2 protein-coding genes and 1 pseudogene are annotated in these 2,975 nt (G+C 71.0%); all 3 read right to left on the minus strand.

Going from position 1 to position 2,975, the window contains the following annotated elements; genetic code table 11:
• Positions 1–30 precede the first annotated feature (30 nt).
• Positions 31–1,719, minus strand: coding sequence for a chaperonin GroEL (gene groL, locus SACHA_RS0107100; RefSeq protein WP_019808328.1), 1,689 nt, complete (start codon positions 1,717–1,719; stop codon positions 31–33).
• 33 nt (positions 1,720–1,752) lie between these two features.
• Entirely contained in the window at positions 1,753–2,778 is a 1,026-nt protein-coding gene (locus SACHA_RS0107105) for an NAD(P)-dependent alcohol dehydrogenase (protein ID WP_019808330.1), read from the minus strand.
• Positions 2,775–2,975 (minus strand): annotated as a pseudogene (locus SACHA_RS25055) (metal-sulfur cluster biosynthetic enzyme); the annotation flags it as partial. The gene SACHA_RS0107105 and the pseudogene SACHA_RS25055, both read right to left, overlap by 4 nt.

Raw genomic sequence — 2,975 nt, forward strand, 5'->3', positions numbered from 1 at the left:
CGCGGGCGCCGCGTCCCGGCCGGATCCGGGTCAGCCCACCGACGGGCCCATGCCCAGCGACTGCGGCGTGCTCGCGTCCGGGGACGGCTGGCGCAGGCCCTCGTCCAGCTCGCCGAATTCGCCCATCAACGCCGGGGAACCGCCCCACGGGGTCTGCGCCTCGGCGATCAGCGAGTTCGTGGTGAGCAGCAGCCCGGCCACCGACGCGCCGTTCTGCAGCGCCGACCGGGCCACCCGCAGCGGGTCGATGATGCCCATCTCGATCATGTTCCCGTAGCGCTCCCGCAGCGCGTCGAACCCGCCGTCCGGGTCCATGCCCCGCACGGTGCGCACCACCTCGTCGGCCGGGTGGCCCGCGTTCTCCGCGATCAACGCCGCCGGTTCGGTCAACGAACGCCGCACGATGTCCGCGCCGATCGCGTAATCGCCGCTCAGCTCCAGATCGGACAACGCCTCCTGCGCGTGCAGCAGCGCCGCGCCACCACCGGCGACGATGCCTTCCGCCATCGCCGCCCTGGTCGCCGACAGGGCGTCCTCCACGCGGTGTTGCAGCTCCTTCAGCTCGGCCGGGGTCGCCGCGCCCACACGGATCACCGCCACCTTGCCGGTCAGTGCGCCGATCCGCTCGGTGAGCACGTCCTCGTCCGTGCCGAACTGCGCCCTGTCCAGTTCGGACCGCAACTGCGTCACCCGGAACGCGACGTCGTCGGCCGAGCCGGCGCCGCCGACGATGGCGGTGTCGTTCTCGGTGACCCGCACCTGCCGGGCCCGGCCCAGCTGGTCCAGCGTCATGTTCTCCAGGGTGAACCCGGACTGCCGGGACAGCACCGACCCGCCGGTCACCGCGGCGATGTCCTCCAGCTTGTGCAGCCTGCGGTCGCCGAACCCGGGGGCACGCACGGCCACCGACTGGAAGGTGCCGTTGGTGTGGTTGTGCACCAGCATCGACAGCGCGGTGCCCTCGACGTTCTCCGCGATCACCACGAGCGGCTTCGGCGCCCGCATGATCTTGTCGAGCAGCGGCATGAGCTGCTGCACCTTGTCGATCTTCTCGGCGCACAGCAGGATGTACGGGTCGTCGACGACCGACTCCAGCCTGCCCGGGTCGGTCACCAGGTACGGCGACAGGTAGCCGTTGTCGAACTCGAAACCCTCCACGAAGTCGACCGACATGCCGACCTCGGACGACTCCTCCACGGTCACCACGCCGGTGTCGCCGACCCGGTGCAACGCGCGGGCGATCAAGGCGCCGACGTCGTCGTCGTTGGCCGAGATGGCGGCCACCCGGGCCAGGTCTTCCTCGGTGGTGACCGGGTGGGCCACCGTGCGCAGGTGCTCCACCAGCCGCGCCACCGCGGTGTCGATGCCGCGTTTGACCAGCACGGGGTTGCCGCCCTTGGCGATCACGCTCATGCCCTCGTGGATGATCGCCTGAGCCAGCACCGTGGCGGTGGTGGTGCCGTCGCCGACGATGTCGTTCGTCTTGATCGCGGCTTCCTTCACCAGCTGCGCACCCATGTTCTCGAACTGGTCCCGCAGGTGGATATCCCGGGCGATGGTCACCCCGTCGTTGGTGACCTCCGGGGAGCCGGTGATCTTCTCGATGACGACGTTGCGGCCCTTCGGCCCCAGCGTCGACTTCACCGCGTCGGCGAGCTTGTCCACGCCCGACCGCAGCAGGTCCCGGGCGTCCGCGCCGTAACGCAGGTCCTTGGCCATGGAAAATACTCCTTCGCTGCCTGTCGGGGCGGTTCAGGGGACGAGGATCGCGCGGCCACGGACACGCCCGGCGTCCAGATCGGCCAGCGCGTCCAGCGCGGCGTCCAGCGGGTACTTCCTCGTGTGCAGGGTGACCTTGCCCGCCTGGGCCAGCACCATCAGCTCGGCCAGATCGTTGTAGGTGCCGACCAGGTTGCCGATCACGTTGCGCTCGGTGGAGATGATGTCGATCGTCGGGATGTCGAGGTTGCTGCCGTAGCCGATGACGTAGTGCGACCCGCCGCGCCGCGTCATCGCGAACGCGTCCTGCTGGGCGCCCTGTTCGGCGACGAAGTCCAGCACCACCTCCGCGCCGGCCCCGCCGGTGAGGTCCAGCACCGCCTCCACCTGCTTGCCGTCGGCGAGCACCGTGTGGTCCGCACCGAGGCCGACGGCCAGGCCGAGAGCCTCCTCGTTGCGGTCCACGACGACGATCGTGGTCGCCGACAGCGCCCGCAGCGTCTGGATGCCGATGTGCCCGAGGCCGCCCGCGCCGTTGACCACGCACGTCGTGCCCGGGTACAGCGACGGCACCGCCTTGCGCACGGCGTGGTAGGCGGTGATGCCCGCGTCGGCCAGCGCCGCCACGTCCTCCGGGCGGGTGGCCGGGTCGAGTTTGATGCAGGCCCGTGCCGAGGTGAGCAGGTATTCGGCCATCCCGCCGTCCGAGTCGATGCCGGGGAAGGCGTTGTCCGCGCAGTGCATGTCGTCGCCCGCCCGGCAGGCCCGGCACAGCCCGCACGTCGGGGTGGGATGCAGGATGACGGTGTCGCCGACCTCGACGTTGGTCACCGCCGGGCCCACCTCGTGTACCCAGCCCGCGTTCTCGTGCCCGATCGTGTAGGGCAGGGTGACGCCGGACTTGTCCTCCCACTGCTGCTCGATGATGTGCAGGTCCGTCCGGCACACCCCGGCCCCGCCGATCCGCACGACCACGTCGAACGGCCCCGTGGCCCGGGGCATCGGCACGTCCTCCAGCACCGGCTGTTCGTGGTACCGGTGCAGCCTGACCGCCTTCATGACACGTCCTCCCGTTCGGCTCGTGGGTACCGTGTTGCCAGCAGTCCGCGGCACCAACCGGCGTTGCCGTCGACGCTCACCCGCACGGCGCGGGCGAACTCCAGCCGCGAGGACACCTCGTCGGCGGGCACCGGGACGCCGTCGTCGGTGACGAACAGCGCCTCGTCCGGCCCGGTGGGCAGCCCGGCCTCCGCGCG

The sequence above is a fragment of the Saccharomonospora halophila 8 genome (assembly GCF_000383775.1).
Lineage (GTDB): Bacteria > Actinomycetota > Actinomycetes > Mycobacteriales > Pseudonocardiaceae > Saccharomonospora > Saccharomonospora halophila.